Source organism: Micromonospora sp. NPDC003816, from assembly GCF_042874705.1.
Classification (GTDB): Bacteria; Actinomycetota; Actinomycetes; order Mycobacteriales; family Micromonosporaceae; genus Micromonospora.
This window is the reverse complement of sequence record NZ_JBIANP010000009.1, coordinates 117,934-133,363: the sequence shown is the minus strand read 5'-3', so window position 1 is coordinate 133,363 and position 15,430 is coordinate 117,934. Positions and strand designations below refer to the sequence as shown.

Annotated in this window: 13 protein-coding genes and 2 tRNA genes; 6 read left to right on the top strand and 9 right to left on the bottom strand. The window is 70.9% G+C overall.

All coding sequences use genetic code 11. The features are described from left to right. Positions 1–369: 369 nt before the first annotated feature. Positions 370–747 carry a hypothetical protein gene (locus ACFYTT_RS24810; RefSeq protein ID WP_131053924.1) on the bottom strand — a complete coding sequence of 126 codons (378 nt, stop codon included), beginning with the start codon at positions 745–747 and terminating at the stop codon, positions 370–372. A gap of 273 nt (positions 748–1,020) precedes the next feature. Between ACFYTT_RS24810 and ACFYTT_RS24805 the strand changes: the two genes are divergently transcribed. The 4 genes from ACFYTT_RS24805 to ACFYTT_RS24790 all read left to right on the top strand — a co-directional run bounded on the left by ACFYTT_RS24805 (position 1,021) and on the right by ACFYTT_RS24790 (position 4,035). Further along, positions 1,021–1,093 (top strand) — tRNA-Asn (locus ACFYTT_RS24805). Between the two features lie 164 nt (positions 1,094–1,257). Next, a complete protein-coding gene (locus ACFYTT_RS24800) occupies positions 1,258–2,208 on the top strand; it encodes a tetratricopeptide repeat protein (protein WP_387262677.1) in 951 nt (316 codons plus the stop codon). Next, complete coding sequence (locus tag ACFYTT_RS24795; RefSeq protein ID WP_387262674.1) at positions 2,205–3,899, top strand: M16 family metallopeptidase; 1,695 nt, start codon at positions 2,205–2,207, stop codon at positions 3,897–3,899. The genes ACFYTT_RS24800 and ACFYTT_RS24795 overlap by 4 nt, the downstream gene beginning before the upstream one ends. Positions 3,900–3,958: 59 nt before the next feature. Beyond that, a tRNA-Ile gene (locus ACFYTT_RS24790) sits at positions 3,959–4,035 on the top strand. A gap of 106 nt (positions 4,036–4,141) precedes the next feature. Here the strand turns inward: ACFYTT_RS24790 and ACFYTT_RS24785 are convergent. From ACFYTT_RS24785 to ACFYTT_RS24770, 4 genes are all read right to left on the bottom strand, one after another. Then, positions 4,142–4,552: a type II toxin-antitoxin system VapC family toxin gene (locus tag ACFYTT_RS24785; protein WP_131053927.1), complete on the bottom strand. Its 411-nt coding sequence runs from the start codon at positions 4,550–4,552 to the stop codon at positions 4,142–4,144. Next, a complete protein-coding gene (locus ACFYTT_RS24780; RefSeq protein WP_176095009.1) occupies positions 4,549–4,827 on the bottom strand; it encodes a type II toxin-antitoxin system Phd/YefM family antitoxin in 279 nt (92 codons plus the stop codon). Before ACFYTT_RS24780 ends, ACFYTT_RS24785 begins: the two co-directional genes overlap by 4 nt. Before the next feature lie 89 nt (positions 4,828–4,916). Then, positions 4,917–8,504: an AAA domain-containing protein gene (locus ACFYTT_RS24775; RefSeq protein ID WP_387262671.1), complete on the bottom strand. Its 3,588-nt coding sequence runs from the start codon at positions 8,502–8,504 to the stop codon at positions 4,917–4,919. After that, a complete protein-coding gene (locus ACFYTT_RS24770) occupies positions 8,504–8,881 on the bottom strand; it encodes a hypothetical protein (RefSeq protein ID WP_387262670.1) in 378 nt (125 codons plus the stop codon). Before ACFYTT_RS24770 ends, ACFYTT_RS24775 begins: the two co-directional genes overlap by 1 nt. A gap of 211 nt (positions 8,882–9,092) precedes the next feature. Between ACFYTT_RS24770 and ACFYTT_RS24765 the strand changes: the two genes are divergently transcribed. Both ACFYTT_RS24765 and ACFYTT_RS24760 read left to right on the top strand, forming a co-directional pair. Then, complete coding sequence (locus tag ACFYTT_RS24765) at positions 9,093–9,821, top strand: EcsC family protein (RefSeq protein WP_387262666.1); 729 nt, start codon at positions 9,093–9,095, stop codon at positions 9,819–9,821. A gap of 159 nt (positions 9,822–9,980) precedes the next feature. Continuing rightward, the gene (locus ACFYTT_RS24760; RefSeq protein ID WP_131053930.1) at positions 9,981–10,787 is read left to right on the top strand and encodes a hypothetical protein; all 807 of its coding nucleotides are present in this window, start codon (positions 9,981–9,983) and stop codon (positions 10,785–10,787) included. Between the two features lie 69 nt (positions 10,788–10,856). Here ACFYTT_RS24760 and ACFYTT_RS24755 read toward each other — a convergent pair whose 3' ends face one another. The 4 genes from ACFYTT_RS24755 to ACFYTT_RS24740 form a co-directional block, all read right to left on the bottom strand. After that, on the bottom strand, positions 10,857–12,905 hold the full coding sequence (locus tag ACFYTT_RS24755) for a DUF4153 domain-containing protein (RefSeq protein WP_387262663.1): 2,049 nt from the start codon (positions 12,903–12,905) through the stop codon (positions 10,857–10,859). A gap of 99 nt (positions 12,906–13,004) precedes the next feature. Continuing rightward, positions 13,005–13,700 (bottom strand): dihydrofolate reductase family protein, encoded by a 696-nt coding sequence (locus tag ACFYTT_RS24750; protein WP_387262660.1) that lies wholly within the window; start codon positions 13,698–13,700, stop codon positions 13,005–13,007. A gap of 69 nt (positions 13,701–13,769) precedes the next feature. Further along, positions 13,770–15,026 (bottom strand): RNA polymerase sigma factor, encoded by a 1,257-nt coding sequence (locus ACFYTT_RS24745; protein WP_387262744.1) that lies wholly within the window; start codon positions 15,024–15,026, stop codon positions 13,770–13,772. Positions 15,027–15,028: 2 nt separating this feature from the next. Continuing rightward, on the bottom strand, positions 15,029–15,397 hold the full coding sequence (locus tag ACFYTT_RS24740; RefSeq protein ID WP_176095007.1) for a YciI family protein: 369 nt from the start codon (positions 15,395–15,397) through the stop codon (positions 15,029–15,031). Positions 15,398–15,430 lie beyond the last annotated feature (33 nt).

Genomic DNA, 15,430 nt, shown 5'->3' with positions numbered 1-15,430 from the left:
GTCCGCCCAGTGCCTGCGCTGTCCGGTCCTGGGCGCGCCCTGCTCTGTCCCGCTGCGCCCGGTCCCGCCCGCCCTGGTTCTCGACCTTCGGCCGGCACCTCCTGCCTTGGCCCGTGTGCCCCGACCTGGCGCGACCGGCACCTGTCCGGGCGCGACGAGTGGGCGGCGAGGGCGGGAGGTGCTGTGGGGACGGGGCGATCGTGAGGTGGGGAGATTTCTTGTCGCTCCAGCGACAAGAAATCTCCCCACCTCGTCGCTCGGCTCAGCCGAGTGCGGCCGGACGTCGCGCCCGGAGCCTGCGTCGATCGGCGGATACACAGCGACGGGCCCGGCCGCCGAGGTGGCGGCCGGGCCCGTTCGCGTACGGCTCTAGAGAGTGCTGCCGTTGGTGCCGGTCGGCTTGCGGGGGGTGGCCGACGTCGAACTGGTCGCGCTCGACGAGCTGCCGCCCGCCTTGCTGCCCGCCGTCGCCGGAGTGCCGGCGTAGGTGTCGTCCGCCGGGGTCAGCCCGTGCTTGCCGTTGCTGTGCAGCTTCTCGCCCAGCTTGGAGTGCTCGAGCTTGTCCTTGCCCTCCTGGTAGAGGCGGTTGGCCTGGGCCTGCGCGACCCCGGCCGCCTCCTGGACCGTCGGGTGGTCGAGGACCTTGCGGCCCTGGATCACCAGCTCCTCGTACTTCTCACGGCCGGCACGGGCGCCCAGGACGAACCCCGCAGCCAGCCCGCCAAGGAACATGATCTTTCCGCGCATGGCGGCTCCTTTCGTACCTGGCGCGCTGTCTTCCGCCTCCCGGAGGCCGGGCGGTGGTCGATCGAACTCGCGCCTGCGTCATGTCGTCGGCAGTTATCTACCCATCCTCCTCTCCGCTCATACCTCCTTGGGCCGCGATGACGATTTATCCGTCTGCGTCCGGTTGGCGTCCTGTCCTGTGGATGGATAACCCCCTAGCCCACGACCCCCCGGAATCCTGTACTCTTGTGCCGGTCGCGCGGCGCGGAGAGATCCGCACCAAGCGGTGCTCGGTCCCCCGTAGCTCAATTGGCAGAGCAGCCGGCTGTTAACCGGCAGGTTTTTGGTTCGAGTCCAAACGGGGGAGCTCTCCTTACTCCCCGCAACGCCCACCGGCACCCGGTGGGCGTTCGTCGTCTCCGACCCCGGCCCCAACCTCGGCCCCGGTCGAGCCGGGCCTGGCCGCACGGCGGCGGCGGGCAGCGAAAACGGGGACACCGGAGCCGAAGATGATCACTTATGATCCTCGCTGTGCCCGCACCCCTCCCGCCGGTGACCTTCGACGTCGCTGCGGCATATCCGCAGGTCGCGACCGGTCGGGATGCTCTGGCTGCCGGTGACTGGCCGACCCTGCGCGCGCTCGTCGACGCCCAGGACGCACACGGCCGGACAGTCCTGGTCGGCGAGATCGGCGACGTCCCCGACGCGGAGAGGTTCCTGCACGAGGTGTTCGCCGAACATCCCGAGGACCCGGTGGCCGGGGCGATGCTCGGCGCACACCTGATCCGGGCCGGCTGGCGCATCCGCACCGCCCAACGGGCCCAGCATGTCAGCCGCAAGCAGTTCGCCGACTTCTTCGACCACCTGCGCCGGGCCGAGCAGATCCTGATCGAGGTCACCGCCCGCCACCCGCAGGACGCGGCAGCATGGACCCAGCGGATCACCAGCGGCCGGGGACTCCAGGTGGGGCAGGCCGAGGCCCGCCGCCGGTACGACCGGCTCGCCGCCCACCACCCACATCACCTGCCGGCACAGGCGTCGTTGCTCCAACAGCTCTGCCCCAAGTGGAGCGGCACCTGGGAGAAGGCGCACGCGTTCGCCCACGAGTGCGCCGAGGCCGCACCACCCGGGGCCGCCAACGCGGTACTCGTCGTCGAGGCGTACCTGGAACAGGCCCTCGACCATGACCGGGTCTCCGCCGCGAGCGAGTTCCTGCGCGACCCGGCGGTGGCCGCCCGGATCCGCGCGGCGGCGGAACGCTCCGTCTGGCACCCCGACTACCGCGACGGCTGGGGTGGGGTGTGGGTACGCAGCACCTTCGCCCTCGCGTTCTGCCTGATGCAGGAGTGGCACCCGGCGGCACGGGAGTTCGCCGCACTCGGCGGTGTCGGCGACGAGTCGATGTTCGGCTACCTCGGCGACGGGGCGACCGAGTTCCTGCGGTTGCGCGCGAAGGCGTACGCGAAGGCCGGCCAGTCGTGATCGCGCACCTGGACACCGACGGGGTCCCCACGCTGCTCGCGCCGACCGGCGGGCCGATGCGGGCCGGGCTGACCTTCCGGGTCGGCACCGCCGACGAGACCCTCGCCCGGCACGGCATCACGCACCTGCTCGAACACCTCGCCCTCGCCCCGCTGGGCAGCGCCGACCACCACTTCAACGGCGCCACCGGACCGGTCTTCACCACCTTCCACATGCAGGGCTCCGAGCAGGACGTCGCCACCTTCCTGACCGCCGTCTGCGCCCACCTCGCCGACCTGCCCACCGGGCGGCTGGAGGTGGAGAAGGACATCCTGCGGACCGAGTGGAGCAGCCGGGGCAGCGCGGCCATCGACGACATCCCACTGTGGCGGCACGGTGCCCGCGACTTCGGGCTGGGCAGCTACCCCGAGTGGGGACTCGCCGCGCTCACCGCCGACGACCTGCGTCAGTGGGCGGCGCGCTGGTTCACCCGCGAGAACGCGGTGCTCTGGATCGCCGGTGGCAGCGTCCCCGACAAGCTGACCCTGAAGCTGCCCAGCGGCACCCGGCAGCCCGTGCCGGCCGCGTCGTCGGCACTGCCCGCCACGCCGGCGTACTTCGTGCGCGGCAACCAGGCCGTGGTGCTCGACGCGGTGGTGCGGCGCGGGCACGCCGCCGGACTCTTCGCCGACGTGCTGGAACGCGAACTGTTCCGCGCGTTGCGCCAGGACGCCGGCCTCTCCTACACGATCGCCGGCGGCTACGAGCCGCGCGGTGACGGCCACGCCGTCCTGCGCGCCCTCGCCGACGCGCTGGCCGAGAAGCAGGACGCCGTCCTCGGCGGCTTCGTCGACGTGCTGGCCACGCTCCGGGTCGGCCGGATAGACCAGGCCGACCTCGACGCCGCCGTGGCCAAGCGCATCGAGATGCTGGCCACCGCCGAGGCCGACGCCGCCAGACTGACCGGGTACGCCTTCAACCTGCTCACCGGCGAGCCCAACCTCAGCCTCGACGAGCACCGCGCCGCACTGAGGGCGGTCACCGTGGCCGACCTGCACGAGGTCGCCCACGAGGTGCACGCCTCGGCCCTGCTGATGGTGCCCGAGGGCACCCGTGCCGACTGGGCCGGTTTCGTCGCCGCCCCCACCATCTCCGAGGCGATCCCCGCCGGCACCGCCCACCGTTCCCGCGACGACGACGGCCAGCTCCGCGTCGGCCCCGACGGCATCAGCTACCTCGGTGACGGCGGCCCGCTGACCGTCCGGTACGCCGACTGCGCCGCCATGCTCGCCTGGCCCGACGGCGCCCGCCAACTCATCGGCCACGACGCGATCGTGCTGCACGTCGAGCCGACCCTGTACGACCTGCGCCCACCCGGCCTGGGCGTGTTGGACGCCGCCGTACCCGCCGACCGGCAGGTCGCCATGCCGCCCCGCGACCCTGAGCAGATCCCACAACCCGGCGGCGTACGCGACGACCGCGACCACGTTCCCCGCTCCCGGCGTGCCCGGCGGGAGACGTTGCTCCTGCTGCTCGGCGGCCTGGTCGTCCTCGGGCTCGGCGGCCGGGCCCTGCTGCTCACCATCGACGTGGTCCTCGAACCCCCCACGGGAGACGTCGGCGGGCGGTGGGGTGCGGCCGTCCGAGGCTGGCTGCTCACTGTTATCCTCGCGTTGCCCATCGTGCTGTTGGCGCGGGGGCGACGCCGGTGAGAAGCGGCCACCGATGCTGGCCGGTGATCGACTGGGCGGGATAAGATCCGCGCGGTGCCGGGGCGGTAGCTCAGCCGGTTAGAGCAGGGGACTCATAATCCCTCGGTCACGGGTTCGAGTCCCGTCCGCCCCACCAGCTACGGATACCCCAACAGAGGGTGCAAGGTCGCAGAACGCGGGCTACGGGCCGACGTCGCGCCAACCCGGTGGCCGGACTTCGTGCGGGGTGATGGATTCGTGGGTCAGTTCTGGCCGGGGCTTGCTACGGGCAGCCCTGCTTCCTTGGCACAAGCGAGCAGCCGCCGGTCGTAGGTGACGAAGGCGGTCAGTGCCGTGCCGGACTCGTTGGTCAGCACCTGGGCGGTGGCCAGGTGGATGGCGTCGAGGCTGCGGAGCGTCGGCTCGGCGAAGGCGGCCGCGGTGGCACGGATCGTGCTGTCGATCTCCAGTCGGAACAGTCGTCCGACAGCAGCCGGCACTCCGATCAACGCCTGCGGAGCCGATCGGCGGAGCGCTCTGGGTACTTCCACCTCGACGAGCGCGGAGGAGACCAGCGGCACGTCGTCGTGCTCGTTGAGCCAGGAGACGAGGTCGGTGCTGCATGCTTCCTGCCGCACCAGCTTGATGACGGCGGCGGAGTCGAGATAGATCACCAGCGCTCCTCGTCACGCATCGCCGTGAGCGAGGCGGCCACGTCCACACTCTCGTCGCCGAGCTGCGGAGGAAGTGGAACAGAGCCCCCACCGGTGGGGGCGACTGCCCGCCCTGCCGCTACCAGCTTGGCCAGAATCGACCTGTCGTCACCTACCGGAACAAGTCGGGCGATCGGGTGTCCACGATCGGTGATTTCGAGGGTCTCCCCACCACTCACCCGAGCCAACACCTGGCTCGTGTTCTGGTTCAGCTCCCGGACACCGATGCGTTCCATGGACCCGAGTGTAGAACCCGATGTTCTACGGAGCTAGCTCCTGGCGCAATCCGGGCTTTCTCTTCGCTGACCAGGGAGATCCACGAGATCTAGGCCGTGGCGGCTGGCCGGCGGGCTACGTAGTCAGCCAACTCTGCCGCCACCTGCTCCGGCTCCGAGAGGCAGCGCCAGGCGGGTACCCGGCGGACAGGTGTGGAAGTACGTGTCACATCGAGTCGGGCGAGCACCCGGCGCAGTCCCCGGCCGTCGGGATCGCCCATCGGATCGTCGACGACGACGGCCAGTTCGGCATCTCCGCGCCCCACCATGAAGTCGACGGCCTGCCCGGCCACGGCAACGTCACGGCGTGCGGTGAGACCGGCGCCCCGTAGGGCGAGGTGCAGTCGGTCCGCTGGCACCGCCGGGGCGTCCGGTTGGGCGTCGGCGACATCATGAACCAGCGCCAAGGCGGTCAGCAGGCCGCGTTGACCCGACCACCACGACCGATCACCGACCACGACGAGCTGGGACTTTGCCCGGGTGATGGCGACGTTCCACAGATTGGTCTGGTGAACCAGCCAGCCCCGGGTGCGGTCCGGAATGCCGTGCGCCCCGACCGGCGAGACGACCATGATGTCTCGTTCGCTGCCCTGAAACTTGTGGATCGTCGCGCAGAGCAGGTTGTCGGTGAGGCCGGCGTCGCGCAGGGCCGCAGCCAGGCGACGCTGGTGTGCGGCAAGCGGCGTGACCACCCCGATCGAGACGTCGGGGTACGCGGCCCGCAGTCCCGTCACCTCGGCGACGACCGCGTCGATCTCGATCTGGTTGAGTCCGGACCCGGTTGCGCCACGGCTGAACTGCCCGGGCACGTCGCGCCAACGGACTGCCGGATCGGCCGCAGCGGCCAGCCGGTTCGGATCCGTCAACACAGTGAGCCGACCCTGATAGACCTCCCGGTTCGGCACCTTCACGATGTCCGGGTGGCACCGGTAGTGCTCGTCTAGGAGCTGCGCCGTACCCGCAGCGGTGGCGAGCGCGTCGTACGCGGAGTGGGCCGTGTAGATCAGCCGGCGGGTGGTGAGCCAACCCGTGCTCAGTTCGGCTCGGGCGCGTTCGGTGACGTCGTCGCTCTCCGGCAGGTCCACGACGGGTGCGAGCTGACGAGGGTCGCCGATGAGCAGGGCACGTTTGGCGCGGTAGAGCATGGGCAGGATCGCGGGAATCGTGCACTGTGCCGCCTCGTCGATCACCACGAGGTCGTACATCGCGGGGCTTCTCTTCAGTCTTCGGGCGGAGAGGGCGGTCACGGCCCAGCCTGGCAGCACTCGGAGCAACTCCGGGAAGTAGGCCCAGCTGTCTGACTGAGGCTTGGCCATCTCATCGGCCCGGTCCTGGAGCAGACGCGCTCCCGCAGCCACCCGCCGGGCGATCTGGGCCCGCAGCACGTCGATGCTCAGCGCGGGCCGTTCAGTGCCGATCAGGTGGACCAGGCGCTGCCAGGAAAGGTCGGCGTCGGGCAGCTCAGCGAGGCGCCGTCGACCGTCACGCCAGCGCAGCTCGACCACCGCCCGATCGGCGAGCGCCCGGACAGCGTTCCGATCCACCACCTGATACGACCGTAGCCGCCACCGGTACCACCAACCGAACCACCTGCTGGCGAGGGCCCGATCGGTCAGCTGGACGAGCTGCGCCAGCGTCGTGTCGTCGGCGGGAAGCGGTGCCGCACCGACGCCGGGGTCGACCCCCCGCTCAGCGGCCAGCTCCGCGAGGTCACGTTCGAGCAGCCGACGTTCGTCCAACTCCTTACGGAGGCTGGCTGCCTCTTCGTTCACGAGTCGCAGCTCATGGCGGGGCGTCTGGTCTTCCGGGGTGGGCCGCTCGACCGGTGGATACGCCGCCAGGATGTCGGCGAGATGCTTCGGCTCCTGCATACGGTGGTCCTTGTTGCCCGTACGCAGCAGCAGACCCGGGCCGATCAGCTCGGTCACCTTCTCAAGCACCGAGTTGACGGCCTGGTTGCTGGTGGAGCCGATCAGCACGCTCTGGCCGGCGGCGGTGGCGGTGGCCAGCAGCGCCGTGACGAGCTGACTCTTGCCGGTGCCCGGCGGCCCCTGGGCCACGGTCAATGGCTGCGACATCGCCGCCTGGATGATCTCTTCCTGTGCTTCGTTCGTTGCGCTCATCGCGACCGTGGTGACCTGTGCCGCCGCTGCCTCGTCCGGGCGGACTGCCAACGCAGCCAGCGCTGTCCTCTCGATGAGTCGAGGATTTTTGATCATGCCCCGCAGATCCTCGACGAGCTGCCGTTGCGGCGACTCGGCGGCGTCGACGGTGTACAGGATCGCGGCGTTCTGCACCCCGTTCACGGGCCCCGGCCGGATGGTGCCGCCGAGCGTGGCCGGGTTCAACTCGGTCACCGGGCTCAACCCGAATGTCTTCACGAGCACGTCGACGGTGGCGGCGAGGGAGGCGGGGTCGCCCGGTGCGAACGCCTGCTCGACGCGGAGCCGTAGTTCGTCGGCCTCCACCTCGGACAGTTGGAACAGGTCGACGAGTGCGGCGCTGGGGCGGGGCGGAAACGAGGCGTGCAGGACGTGGTCCTCGCCGACAGTGACATCACAGACCAGCAGCGGAGCGAGCCGGAGTGGCTTCTGCCGGGCCGGCCGAACTGCGACGACGGGATAGCCATACTGCATCTCCCTGCCGTCGGCGCGAGCCCGCGCGGCGAGTTTCGCCGCCGCGCCGCCCAGTTGGACGGGCGTTTCCGAGGTGAAGACGGCCTCGGAGCCGGGCGGTGCCGCGACGTACGTGTTGCTTGCTTGCGGGTCGATGAACGACTGCAGCACGGTCGACCGCTGCATGCAGTTGATGTAGTAGGTCACCAGACGGCGCCACTGGTCCGCATCGAACGGTGCCTCGTCCGCTGGGCTCGTCGTGACGACCGTGACCTGCCGTGCTGCGGCAACGGACCCCGGAGCTGCTATCAGCCGGATCGGCTCGGTGACGCCCTCACTCGACTCGACCGGAGTGTGCTGGCGGCGTCGGGCCATCTCGGTCGGGACGTACCGGGAAAGGTCGTTGGTGGTGATCCACCCATCGTCGGAAGGCCCTTCAGCGGCACCGCGCAACCCGTCGAGCAGCACCTCGGTGAAGACCGACGGGCGGTCGGGACCCTGTGCCTTCGACGCCTTCTGGTGTGTGCTCGAGGTCAGGATGAAGGTACCGCGCTGTCGTTTGAGACGGCGTGGCTCTTCGCGCACACCGCCCCGGAAGCGATGCCGGGCCGTGAACGCGCCGGAGAAACAGCAATCGAGGAGAACGACCTTCTGGCTGGCCTTGGAGTCGTTGAGCAGGTGACGCAGCATGCCATCGGTGTCGAAGGCGGTGGCGTGCAACTGCCCGCTGACCGTGTCGGTCGCTGCGAGGAACAGCGACTGGCCATCTCCGTGCAACACCCCATGGCCCGAGTAGTAGAGCAGGGCCAGGTCGCCGGTGCGCCGTGCCCCGTAGAACTCCTCGACGATCTGGCGGAGGTGCGCCGATGGCAGATCCAGTTCGGCCCGAACGGCGTCGAACTCGCCGGCGCTGTCCAGCAGCGCCTTGAGCTGAGCGACGTCCTGCCGTACTGAGGGCAGGGGCGCAAGCTCGCGGTCGGCGTGGCAGGTAGCGGTGCCGAGCAGCAGGGCGTGTCGGCCCATCAGGGGCCGGCCCGTTCGATCGCGGCCCGCACCGTGCTGATCAGTTCGTCGGTCTGTTCGTGGGTGGGCTGATCGATGATCAACTCGATGTCACCCACTCGCAGTTGGACTCGGCGGCCGGTGTGGCGTTGCAGGAAAGCCAGGACGACGTCGACAAGCGCCTGCACATAGCCGGTCTCGGTGCCCGCCAGCACAGTGACGACGCCGAGCGCCAGCTCCGCGACGCCCTTCGCACCTGGAACGGCAGCGCGTTCGACGCGCCGCGCGTCACCGATCTCCCGGAGGTCGTCCGCTAGCTCGTCGGTCAGCTCACCGAGGACGAACTCGTCGTCGTCGGCGATCGGCGTGAAGGCGATCTGGATGCGGACGCGGGACATCCAACCTCCTGACTGTGTGGCGCTGACCAACCTACGGAGGAGGTGCCGCCGACATGTGCTTCTGTCAGCTATTTGATCGAAGTCCCCTACCGGAAAGGGGTCTGCACTCCTGGGCCGAGCATGAAGTGCTCCTATGTGGACTCATGTACTAGCCTTCACGCTTACCGTATGGGATGCACCCCTCCGATAGCTGACGCAGGAACGGAGCACTGTGGACGCGAGCGAAGCCGATGCGGGCGAAAGGGGCGATGGTCCCTCCAACGTGATCGTCCGCTATTTCCAGGACCTCACCGTGAAGGTCATCGAGGATGGCGTCGGTCCGATAACCGGTTCCATCCCCTATGCGGTGGACCGTCTCGGCAAGGCCACGACGGACCTGGGTGGCCCGATCATCGAGCCCGACGGCGTGCTGCTGCGTGACCACACGAGCGAGGCGGCGATCGAGCGGGTGATCGATCGACTGATCATGGAGGCGGTGGCGGCGTCTTCGACGAATGGGTTCGTCACCGGCCTGGGTGGATTCGTCACCATGCCCATTACGATCCCCGCGAACATCGCGGGTTCGCTGGTGATCAACGCGCGACTCGTCGGGGCGATCGCCTACCTTCGGGGTTACGACATCTCGGATCCACACGTACAGACATTCGTCACTCTCACGACGGCAGGCGGGACGCTGGCGAGCACGCTCCACGGGGTTGGCGTCAAGATCGGGACTAAGTTGACTGCGCAAATGATCAAGGCGATCCCGATCGCCGTCATTCGGAAAATCAACGCCCAGGTCGGCTTCATGCTTCTCGCCAAGTACGGCACGCAACGGTCCGTAGTCACCCTGGCCAAGGGCATCCCGATCGCGGGGGGCATCGTCGGAGCCGGGGTGGATGCCGCTCTCACCGCTCTGGTTGGTCGCGCAGCCAAGGCGAACTTTCCGGCATCCATCTAATGCTCCGGCCACACCCGCCAGGGAGTCAGGCTGGCAGAGCGAGTGCTGTAACGGACCACCGGTGTCCGGGTCGGGACAGAGCGCGTCCGGGTGGCCGACGATGACGTCATCATCGTCGATATCCACCCCTCGCACGACTCGCGTCTGAACGGAGAAACGATGCGGACGCAACCCCGACTGCGGTCCATCGCCACACTGGCCGCCGCCCTCGTCGCCACGCTCACCGCCGCCCTGCTGCCGGCTGCGCCGGCTCTCGCGCTGCCCTCGGGCACCGGCTGGTCGGCTTCGTGGAACTACTACCACCCCACCGCCTACCAGTACTCCGGCACGCTGCCCGGGGTGCGCCTGACCGGGTACGCCACCGACAACGCCGGCATCTCGTCCACCGTCGGGACCATCGAGGACATCGCGGCGGACGGGCGTTGTGCCCGGGTGCTGCTCTACGCCGCCGGCGTCGGCTACATCGCCGACCGCACGGCCTGCGGCAACGGCACCTACCTGACCTACAACACCGGCACCTACAGCCAGGGTCTGCTGGTGGTCGTCTATCGGATGATCGACGGCACCACCACGTACGACAAGGGGTTCCATCTGTTCATCCCGGCCTCGGCCACGGACTCCGGGCTGCGGACGGTCGGCACCGGCGCGAGCTGGTCGTACTACACCTCGACCGCCTTCCAGTACGCGATCACCCGCGACGGCGTCAGCTCGGTGGGCTACGGCGCACACCAGTCCGGTGACCTGCGCTCCTCGGTGAGCACCGTGCAGAAGACCGCCGGCACGGCGGGCTGCGCCTCCGGCAAGGTCACCGGCGGTACGACGGTCAGCGGCAGCACCTGCGTCAACGGCGGTACGGCCTCGTTCCACCGGTTCGACCACAGCTACAACCTGGAGGCGTCCGCCTGCTACCAGCCGACCGCCGGCACCCAGCGCTGCCTGGCGGTGAACATCCCCGAGCCCTGGTGACACCGGCCGTCCCGCCACCACCTCGCCTCGACCGGGCCGGGCCGACTCGGGTCGGCCCGGTCGACGGGGTCAGCGGCGGGTCTTCGGCAGGTCGAACTGGTCGGCGCGGCGGCAGTCCCGCTGGTTGCCGATCGCCTCGGGACCCAACCGGTCGAGGACCGCCCGGGCCCGGTCGCGGCCCCGGTTCCAGGCGTACCACGGATCCGGTTCGGCCAGGTCGTCGGCGATCCAGCTCAGGGTGCACCGGCGTACCGGGTCGGGCAGGGCGGCCAGGGCGGGCGTGGCGTCGGCGGAGAGCGCCCGCAGATACCAGGCGTCGATCCGGCCGGTCTCCTGGTAGCGGTCGATGTTGCGGCGGGCCACGTAGTCCTCGGGGTTGAGCGCCGCCAGCCCCAGCAGCATCACCACCGCGAGCGCCGTGGTGAGCCGGGGGATCCAGCCGCCGCGCCACCGGACGCCGGCCACCAGGACCATCAGGAAGACGGCTCCGAGCAGCACCTCGAACGCCATCACGAAGACGCGCTCGCCGGTGAAGCTGTAGACCTTCTGGTACGTCCACATCCGCGACAGCGCCGACACCACGATCACCACGCTCAACGCGCTGAGCAGGCCGAGCAGGATCCGCAGGAGTACCCGGTCGCGCGGGGTGTCCCGGCGGGCCCAGCGGGTCACCCCGCCGAGGACCGCCAACGTCAGCACGGTCACCGCGACCAACTGCCAGAAGCCGCTGCGGGCGTACTCGGCGTAGCTGAGGCCGGTGGTCGACAGCACGTGCCGTTGCCCGCCGAAGAGAACGGTGAACTGCACCAGCACGAAGCCGGCGAAGAGAGTGGTGAGAGCGGCGATCGGCGGGGCCCACTCGACCGGCCCGAGCCGGCGGTCGGTCGGCCGGTCCACCAGGGACAGGTCCGGTGGCGCCGCGAGTGTGAAGAGCGCGGCCACCGCGATCAGGCCACCGACGGCGGCCAGGAACAGCCACCGGACCACCCCGCCGGCACTGACCTCGGGGACGAGGACGCCGAGTGCCTGGGAGAAGGCGGCGTCGGCGGAGGAGAGCAACGCACCGAAGACGACCAGGACGGCCACGGTGGCGGCGACCGAGCCGACGACACGGCGGGTGGTGCCGTCGCCGCCGGGCGCCCGGACATGGGCGCGCACCCACGGCAGTCCGCGCAGCGCGGCGAGCGGGGCGGCGCCCAGGCTGAACAGGATCGAGCGCATCCGCCGTCCGCCGACTATCGCCAGGGCCGCGCAGCACAGCGCCGCGAGCACGCAGAACGTCACCAGCCACCAGGCGTTGCGGAAGGCCAGCACCGCGAGCAGCGCCAGGGCGGCACCGGCCCATCCGGCCCGGACCCACCGCTCTGCCTTCGGCAGGTCGGCGGTGTGCCGGCGGACCGCGACCAGCACTGCGGCGGTCAGCACCAGCCAGCCGAGGAACCAACCGACGCCGGTACGCCCCAACGGCACGAACGCGGCCACCCCGAACGCCCCGGCCAGGACCGCCAGCGGGGTGGCCCGATCACGGGCCGGTGCGGGGCCGGGCCACGCCCGGTCCAGGAACGACGGTTGCAGTGGCCGTGGCCGGAATTCGTATGGCGAGCCGGTGGTCCGGTAGCCGGGCACTGGCGGCCCGGGAACGCCGGGCGGTGCCGCCGAGAGTGCCGGACCGGGAGCTACCTGGCCCGGCGCTGCCGTCTCCGGGATCCGCTGCGCTGGTGGTGATGCCGCTGTCGAGACCGGCGCGGTCACCGCCGGAGCCGGGGAGACCGGGGGAGTCCCGGTCGGGAGCGTGGAGCCGACCGGGGTGGACACGGCCGGGGACGGGGTCGCCGGGGCGGCCACCGTCGAGGTGTCCGGGCCGGTGGCGGCCGGGTCGTCGTCGGCCGCCACCAGCGGGAGGAAGATCGCGTACCCCCGGGTGCCCGGCGGCACGGTCACCGGGATCGCCCAGGCGGGCTGGTCGGCGGCACCGGGCCAGACGATGGGCGACAAGCCGTCGGTGGGCGGCAGGACCAGCAGCCGGGGTGGCGTCCCGGTGGGACCGGCGTCGGATGGCACAGGGATGTCGCCGGGTTCCTCGGTCGGGGAACGCTCGGCGGGTGGCGGCTCGGACACCGCGCCCTCCTCGATGGACGAATTGCCGTCACTCTAAGCGCGGTACACCTCTGCGCGTTGTCCCCTCTGCCCGGGACGCGGCAACCCGGTCGACCCGGTTCAGCCGGGCGTGCCGGTGCCCCGGCCCCGGTCGTCCAGGACCAGCGGGGCACGGCCGCGTACGGCGTACCGGATGTGGGTGACCTCGGGGGTGGGCACCACCCGGGTGGGGGACATCTCGATCGCCTCGAAGTCGTCCAGGCCCAGGTCGGGGGTGAACAGGCGCAGACCGTCGCCGAGTACCACCGGCACCACGTGCAGTTCCACCTCGTCCAGCAGGCCGGCCCGCAGGACCTGCCGGACCAGGCTGCCGCCGCCGGCCACCGCCACGTTCCTGCCGCCGGCCGCCGCGCGGGCCTGTGCCACGGCGGCGGCCACCCCGTCGGTGACGTAGGTGAAGCTGGTGCCGCCCTGGCGCCGCAGCGTCGGGCGGGGACGGTGGGTCACCACGAAGACCGGCGCCCGGAACGGCGGCTCGTCGCCCCACGGCACCTCACCGCCGTCGGCCATCCGGCGGCCCATCACGTACGCGCCGGCGGCGCCGAACGACTCGGCGACGATCTCCGAGTTGACGTCGTGCTCGCCACCGGCGAACCCCTGCCGTTCGCGCCACGACGACGCGGCGGTGACCCAGCGGGTGACCCGGAAGAAGCCGTGGCTCTCCGTCGAGTGCATCCAGTCGCCGGTCCCGTCGTGCCGTGGGCCGGCGTAGCAGCCGTCCAGCGACACCGACAGTTGCGCGGTCACCTTGGTCATCTCCGTACCTCCACAGTCTGCGGCGGGCACCCGCCGCTCACCGGTGGATCGGAGCCGGACCGGCCGCTTCTACCGATCGGTGCTGTGATCCGGGTCACTCTCGCAGCGGGCCGCGCGACGCAGCAGGTGCCGCCGCTCGGGATCGTTTCCGGCGAGGTCGGCCGCCCGACGCCAGGCGACCGCCGCAGCGGCGCGGTCGCCGGCAGACTCCAGCAGGTGGGCGCGGACCGCGTGCCGGCGGTGGTGGTCGGCGAGCAGGCCCGACTCCACCTCGCCCAGCAGCGCCAACCCGGCCTGCGGCCCGTGCACCATGCCCACCGCCACCGCCCGGTTCAGCGTTGCCACCGGGTTGGGCGCCAGCCGCTCCAGCACCTCGTAGAGGGCGAGGATCTGCGGCCAGTCGGTCTCCTCGGTGTTCGGCGCCTCGGCGTGCACGGCGGCGATGGCGGCCTGCACCTGGTACGGGCCCGGCGGCGAGCTGGCGAGGCTCCGCGCGACCAGCGCGCAGCCCTCGGCGATCGCCGCCCGGTCCCACCACCGACGGTCCTGGTCGGCCAGCGGCACCAGGTCGCCGTCCGGGCCGACCCGGGCCGCCGCCCGTGCCTCCGTCAGCATCATCAACGCGAGCAGCCCGGCGGTCTCCCCGTCGTCCGGCAGCCGCTCGTGCAACCGGCGGGTCAGCCGTAGCGCCTGCCGGGTCAGGTCGGCGCGACGCAGCTCGGGGCCGCTGCTGGCGCTGTAACCCTCGTTGAACATCAGATACAGCACCTGCCGGACCACGGCCAGCCGACGGCCCCGGTCCGCCGCCTGCGGCGGGGCGAACCGTGCGCCCGCCTCGCGCAACCGCTGTTTGGCCCGCACGATCCGCTGCCCCATGGTCTTCTCCGGCACCAGGAAGGCGGCGGCCACCTCGGCGGTGGTGAGCCCACCGACCGCCCGCAGGGTGAGCGCGAGTTGCGCCGGTGCGGGCAGTGCCGGATGGCAGCAGAGCAGGAACAGCTCCAGCAGGTCGTCGCGGGGCGGTGTGGTGGCGTCCGGCGGTGGGGCGACGAGCGCGTCCCGTGGCAGGGCGTCGTGGGCGTTCCGTTCCCGGCGGGTCCGAGCCGCCTCGGTGCGGACCTGGTCGACGTAGCGTCGGGCGGCCACGGTGTGCAGCCAGCCCGAGGGATGTTCCGGTACGCCCTCGCGCGGCCACGCCTCGACGGCGGCGACCAGCGCCTCCTGCACCGCGTCCTCGGCGGTGGCGAAGTCGCCGTAGCGGCGTACCAGGGTGCCCAGCACCTGCGGGGCGAGCCGGCGCAGCAGGTCGGCGGTGGCCTCGTCCAGGCTCAGTTCCCGGCTCCGTGGGTCATCAGCGGCCAGACCTCCAGACCGCCGCCGATCCCGGTGCCCATCCGCAGCCCCGGGTACGACCGGGCGATCTCCAGCGCACGCTGCTCACTGTCCACGTCGACCACGAAGTACGACCCGACGTACTCCTTGGCCTCCAGGTACGGCCCGTCGGTGACGACCGGCGCGGCGTCGACCATGCGGACCGCGCGGGGGCGGGTCTCCAGGCCCTGCGAGTCGACCAGTTCGCCGGAGTCGCGTAGCGCCTGGTTGAAGGCGTCCACCTCGCCGATCAGCGTGGCCAGGTCGCCGTCCGGCAGGCTGCCCCAGACCTCGTCGTTGCCGTAGATCAGCATCAGGTACTTCATGTGCCATCCTTATAAGAATCGATATGTCCGTAA